Annotated in this window: 4 protein-coding genes and 1 pseudogene; 4 read left to right on the top strand and 1 reads right to left on the bottom strand. The window is 52.4% G+C overall.

Going from position 1 to position 6,393, the window contains the following annotated elements:
• Positions 1–462 precede the first annotated feature (462 nt).
• The 4 genes and pseudogenes from lacI to ACHH0Z_RS25210 all read left to right on the top strand — a co-directional run.
• Entirely contained in the window at positions 463–1,545 is a 1,083-nt protein-coding gene (gene lacI, locus ACHH0Z_RS25225) for a DNA-binding transcriptional repressor LacI (protein ID WP_007851507.1), read from the top strand.
• Between the two features lie 121 nt (positions 1,546–1,666).
• Positions 1,667–4,741 (top strand): beta-galactosidase, encoded by a 3,075-nt coding sequence (gene lacZ, locus ACHH0Z_RS25220; protein WP_007894989.1) that lies wholly within the window; start codon positions 1,667–1,669, stop codon positions 4,739–4,741.
• Positions 4,742–4,792: 51 nt separating this feature from the next.
• Positions 4,793–6,046, top strand: coding sequence for a lactose permease (gene lacY, locus ACHH0Z_RS25215; protein WP_003846917.1), 1,254 nt, complete (start codon positions 4,793–4,795; stop codon positions 6,044–6,046).
• Positions 6,047–6,111: 65 nt separating this feature from the next.
• Positions 6,112–6,252: pseudogene (locus tag ACHH0Z_RS25210) on the top strand (maltose acetyltransferase domain-containing protein); the annotation flags it as partial.
• 14 nt (positions 6,253–6,266) lie between these two features.
• Here the strand turns inward: ACHH0Z_RS25210 and ACHH0Z_RS25205 are convergent.
• On the bottom strand, positions 6,267–6,393 hold a 127-nt coding region (locus ACHH0Z_RS25205; RefSeq protein WP_213090707.1), incomplete at its 5' end, for an IS1 family transposase.

Raw genomic sequence — 6,393 nt, 5'->3', positions numbered from 1 at the left:
GAATATGGAAAGAGTTTTTACCCAGATCGATACCAATGAGCGCAATGTTTTCCATGATAGTTCTCCGAATGAAAGCCTGTCCTCAGCATAGTACCGGGAAGGAGGGAGTGACCATCTCATTAAATATCCTACGTTAAGCCTGTTTCTTTAGCTGGCATTACAAAAAGCGAGCGTCTGCATGGTACAGACAGACACCCGAATACGATAAAAATGAGACGAAAAAAACGGTAATGCTGTCAACCTGTTGATGACTATTTTAATCTGTAGTCATTCAATCCTTGTAACATCAGGATGATCCTGGTGTCAGTGAAAATACGAAATCAACACGTTGGTATCATTACCCACCTGTGAACTGACGTCGGCATTTTGAATCTCACTTCGGCGTGCCCCCTCCGAATGGCGCAAAACATTTCGTGGTATGGCATGATAGCACCCGAAGAGAGTCAATTCAGGGTGGTAAATGTGAAACCAGTAACGCTATACGATGTCGCAGAGTATGCCGGTGTCTCTTATCAGACCGTTTCCCGCGTGGTGAACCAGGCCAGCCACGTCTCTGCGAAAACGCGGGAAAAGGTGGAAGCGGCGATGGCGCAGCTGAACTACATTCCCAACCGCGTGGCACAACAACTGGCGGGGAAACAGTCGTTGCTGATTGGCGTTGCTACCTCCAGTCTGGCCCTGCACGCGCCGTCGCAAATTGTCGCGGCGATTAAATCTCGCGCCGATCAACTGGGTGCCAGCGTGGTGGTGTCGATGGTAGAACGAAGCGGCGTCGAAGCCTGTAAAGCGGCGGTGCACAATCTTCTCGCGCAACGCGTCAGTGGGCTGATCATTAACTATCCGCTGGATGACCAGGATGCCATTGCTGTGGAAGCTGCCTGCGCTAATGTTCCGGCGTTATTTCTTGATGTCTCTGACCAGACTCCCATCAACAGTATTATTTTCTCCCATGAAGACGGTACGCGACTGGGCGTGGAGCATCTGGTCGCATTGGGTCACCAGCAAATCGCGCTGTTAGCGGGCCCATTAAGTTCTGTCTCGGCGCGTCTGCGTCTGGCGGGCTGGCATAAATATCTCACTCGCAATCAAATTCATCCGATAGCGGAACGGGAAGGCGACTGGAGTGCCATGTCCGGTTTTCAACAAACCATGCAAATGCTAAATGAGGGCATCGTTCCCACTGCGATGCTGGTTGCCAACGATCAGATGGCGCTGGGCGCAATGCGCGCCATTACCGAGTCCGGGTTGCGCGTTGGTGCGGATATCTCGGTAGTGGGATACGACGATACCGAAGACAGCTCGTGTTATATCCCGCCGTTAACCACCATCAAACAGGATTTTCGCCTGCTGGGGCAAACCAGCGTGGACCGCTTGCTGAAACTCTCTCAGGGCCAGGCGGTGAAGAGCAATCAGCTGTTGCCCGTCTCACTGGTGAAAAGAAAAACCACCCTGGCGCCCAATACGCAAACCACCTCTCCCCGCACGTTGGCAGATTCCTTAATGCAGCTGGCACGACAAGTTTCCCGACTTGAAAGCGGGCAGTGAGCGCAACGCAATTAATGTGAGTCAGCTCACTCATTAGGCACCCCAGGCTTTACACTCTATGTGTCCGGCTCGTATGTTATGCGAAAATGTGAGCGGATAACAATTCACGCAGGATACAACTATGACAATGATTACGGATTCACTGGCCGTCGTATTACAACGTCGTGACTGGGAAAACCCTGGCGTTACCCAACTTAATCGCCTTGCGGCACATCCCCCTTTCGCCAGCTGGCGTAATAGCGAAGAGGCTCGCACCGATCGCCCTTCCCAAGAGTCGCGCAGCCTGAATGGTGAATGGCGCTTTGCCTGGTTTCCGGCACCAGAAGCGGTACCAGAAAGCTGGCTGGAGCGCGATCTTCCTGACGCCGATACTGTCATCGTCCCCTCAAACTGGCAGATGCACGGTTACGATGCGCCTATCTACACCAACGTGACCTATCCCATTGCGGTCAATCCGCCGTATGTTCCCACGGAGAATCCGACGGGTTGTTACTCGCTCACATTTAATGTTGATGAAAGCTGGCTACAGGAAGGCCAGACGCGAATTATTTTTGATGGTGTTAACTCGGCGTTTCATTTGTGGTGCAACGGGCGCTGGGTCGGTTACGGACAGGACAGTCGTTTGCCGTCTGAATTTGACCTGAGCGCATTTTTACACGCCGGAGAAAACCGCCTCGCGGTGATGGTGCTGCGCTGGAGTGACGGCAGTTATCTGGAAGATCAGGATATGTGGCGGATGAGCGGCATTTTCCGTGACGTCTCGTTGCTGCATAAACCGAGCACGCAAATCAGCGATTTCCATGTAGCCACTCACTTTAATGATGATTTCAGCCGCGCTGTACTGGAGGCAGACGTTCAGATGTACGGCGAGCTGCGCGATGAGCTGCGGGTGACGGTTTCTTTGTGGCAGGGTGAAACGCAGGTCGCCAGCGGCACCGCGCCTTTCGGCGGTGAAATTATCGATGAGCGTGGTGGTTATGCCGATCACGTCACCCTACGTCTGAACGTCGAAAACCCGAAACTGTGGAGCGCCGAAATCCCGAATCTCTATCGTGCGGTGGTTGAACTGCACACCGCCGACGGCACGCTGATTGAAGCAGAAGCCTGCGATGTCGGTTTCCGCGAGGTGCGGATTGAAAATGGTCTGCTGCTGCTGAACGGCAAGCCGTTGCTGATTCGCGGCGTTAACCGTCACGAGCATCATCCTCTGCATGGTCAGGTCATGGATGAGCAGACGATGGTGCAGGATATCCTGCTGATGAAGCAGAACAACTTTAACGCCGTGCGCTGTTCGCATTATCCGAACCATCCGCTGTGGTACACGCTGTGCGACCACTACGGCCTGTATGTGGTGGATGAAGCCAACATTGAAACCCACGGCATGGTGCCAATGAATCGTCTGACCGATGATCCGCGCTGGCTACCCGCGATGAGCGAACGCGTAACGCGAATGGTGCAGCGCGATCGTAATCACCCGAGTGTGATCATCTGGTCGCTGGGGAATGAATCAGGCCACGGCGCTAATCACGACGCACTCTATCGCTGGATCAAATCTGTCGATCCTTCCCGCCCGGTACAGTATGAAGGCGGCGGAGCCGACACCTTCGCAACCGATATTATTTGCCCGATGTACGCGCGCGTGGATGAAGACCAGCCCTTCCCGGCTGTGCCGAAATGGTCCATCAAAAAATGGCTTTCGTTGCCTGGAGAGACGCGCCCGCTGATCCTTTGCGAATACGCCCACGCGATGGGTAACAGTCTTGGCGGCTTCGCTAAATACTGGCAGGCGTTTCGTCAGTACCCCCGTTTACAGGGCGGCTTCGTCTGGGACTGGGTGGATCAGTCGCTGATTAAATATGATGAAAATGGCAATCCGTGGTCGGCTTACGGCGGTGATTTTGGCGATACGCCGAATGATCGCCAGTTCTGCATGAACGGTCTGGTCTTTGCAGACCGCACGCCGCATCCGGCGCTGACGGAAGCAAAACACCAGCAGCAGTTTTTCCAGTTCAGTTTATCCGGGCGAACCATCGAAGTGACCAGCGAATACCTGTTCCGTCATAGCGATAACGAGCTCCTGCACTGGATGGTGGCGCTGGATGGCAAGCCGCTGGCAAGCGGTGAAGTGCCTCTGGATGTCGCTCCACAAGGTAAACAGTTGATTGAACTGCCTGAACTACCGCAGCCGGAGAGCGCCGGACAACTCTGGCTAACGGTTCACGTAGTGCAACCGAACGCGACCACATGGTCAGCAGCCGGACACATCAGCGCCTGGCAGCAGTGGCGTCTGGCGGAAAACCTCAGCGTGACACTCCCCTCCGCGCCCCACGCCATCCCGCAACTGACCACCAGCGAAACGGATTTTTGCATCGAGCTGGATAATAAGCGTTGGCAATTTAACCGCCAGTCAGGCTTTCTTTCACAGATGTGGATTGGCGATAAAAAACAACTGCTGACGCCGCTGCGCGATCAGTTCACCCGCGCACCGCTGGATAACGACATTGGCGTAAGTGAAGCGACCCGCATTGACCCTAACGCCTGGGTCGAACGCTGGAAGGCGGCGGGCCATTACCAGGCCGAAGCAGCGTTGTTGCAGTGCACGGCAGATACGCTTGCCGACGCGGTGCTGATTACCACGGTCCACGCGTGGCAGCATCAGGGGAAAACCTTATTTATCAGCCGGAAAACCTACCGGATTGATGGAAGTGGTCAAATGGCGATTACCGTTGATGTTGAAGTGGCGAGCAATACGCCACATCCGGCGCGGATTGGCCTGACCTGCCAGCTGGCGCAGGTAGCAGAGCGGGTAAACTGGCTCGGATTAGGGCCGCAAGAAAACTATCCCGACCGCCTTACTGCGGCCTGTTTTGACCGCTGGGATCTGCCATTGTCAGACATGTATACCCCGTACGTCTTCCCGAGCGAAAACGGTCTGCGCTGCGGGACGCGCGAATTGAATTATGGCCCACACCAGTGGCGCGGCGACTTCCAGTTCAACATCAGCCGCTACAGTCAACAGCAACTGATGGAAACCAGCCATCGCCATCTGCTGCACGCGGAAGAAGGCACATGGCTGAATATCGACGGTTTCCATATGGGGATTGGTGGCGACGACTCCTGGAGCCCGTCAGTGTCGGCGGAATTCCACCTTAGCGCCGGTAGCTACCATTACCAGTTGCTCTGGTGTCAAAAATAATAATAACCGGGCAGGCCATGTCTGCCCGTATTTCGCGTAAGGAAATCCATTATGTACTATTTAAAAAACACAAACTTTTGGATGTTCGGTTTATTCTTTTTCTTTTACTTTTTTATCATGGGAGCCTACTTCCCGTTTTTCCCGATTTGGCTACATGACATCAACCATATCAGCAAAAGTGATACGGGTATTATTTTTGCCGCTATTTCTCTGTTCTCGCTATTATTCCAACCGCTGTTTGGTCTGCTTTCTGACAAACTCGGGCTGCGCAAATACCTGCTGTGGATTATTACCGGCATGTTAGTGATGTTTGCGCCGTTCTTTATTTTTATCTTCGGGCCACTGTTACAATACAACATTTTAGTAGGATCGATTGTTGGTGGTATTTATCTAGGCTTTTGTTTTAACGCCGGTGCGCCAGCAGTAGAGGCATTTATCGAGAAAGTCAGCCGTCGCAGTAATTTCGAATATGGTCGCGCGCGGATGTTTGGCTGTGTTGGCTGGGCGCTGTGTGCCTCGATTGTCGGCATCATGTTCACCATCAATAATCAGTTTGTTTTCTGGCTGGGTTCTGGCTGTGCATTCATCCTCGCCGTTTTACTCTTTTTCGCCAAAACGGATGCGCCCTCTTCTGCCACGGTTGCCAATGCGGTAGGTGCCAACCATTCGGCATTTAGCCTTAAGCTGGCGCTGGAACTGTTCAGACAGCCAAAACTGTGGTTTTTGTCACTGTATGTTATTGGCGTTTCCTGCACCTACGATGTTTTTGACCAACAGTTTGCTAATTTCTTTACTTCGTTCTTTGCTACCGGTGAACAGGGTACGCGGGTATTTGGCTACGTAACGACAATGGGCGAATTACTTAACGCCTCGATTATGTTTTTTGCGCCACTGATCATTAATCGCATCGGTGGGAAAAACGCCCTGCTGCTGGCTGGCACTATTATGTCAGTACGTATTATTGGCTCATCGTTCGCTACCTCAGCACTGGAAGTGGTTATTCTGAAAACGCTGCATATGTTTGAAGTACCGTTCCTGCTGGTGGGCTGCTTTAAATATATTACCAGCCAGTTTGAAGTGCGTTTTTCAGCGACGATTTATCTGGTCTGTTTCTGCTTCTTTAAGCAACTGGCGATGATTTTTATGTCTATTCTGGCGGGCAATATGTATGAAAGCATCGGTTTCCAGGGCGCTTACCTGGTGCTGGGTCTGGTGGCGCTGGGCTTCACCTTAATTTCCGTGTTCACGCTTAGCGGCCCCGGCCCACTTTCTCTGCTGCGTCGCCAGGTGAATGAAGTCGCTTAAGAAATTAATGTCGGATACGGCGCGAGCGCCTTATCCGACCAACTTATCAGGACGGAATGTTAAAAATGAACATGTCGATGACAGAAAAAATAAAAGCAGGCAAGCTATTTACCGATATGTGCGAAGGCTTACCTGAAAAAAGACTTCGTGGGAAAACATTAATGTATGAGTTCAATCACTCGCATCCATCAGAAGTTGAAAAAAGGGTAATGACTCCAACTTATTGATAGTGTTTTATGTTCAGATAATGCCCGATGACTTTGTCATGCAGCTCCACCGATTTTGTGAGCGACAGCGACTTCCGTCCCAGCCGTGCCAGGTGCTGCCTCAGATTCAGGTTATGCCGC

This window comes from Enterobacter cloacae complex sp. 2024EL-00227 (assembly GCF_043945315.1).
GTDB lineage: Bacteria > Pseudomonadota > Gammaproteobacteria > Enterobacterales > Enterobacteriaceae > Enterobacter > Enterobacter roggenkampii.
The sequence above is the reverse complement of the archived record's forward strand: the minus strand, read 5'-3'. Positions and strand labels throughout refer to the sequence as shown.

Coding starts and splice junctions, on each gene's coding strand:
- lacZ (WP_007894989.1), top strand. CDS start 1,667: ATGACAATGATTACGGATTCACTGGCCGTCGTATTACAACGTCGTGAC.
- lacY (WP_003846917.1), top strand. CDS start 4,793: ATGTACTATTTAAAAAACACAAACTTTTGGATGTTCGGTTTATTCTTT.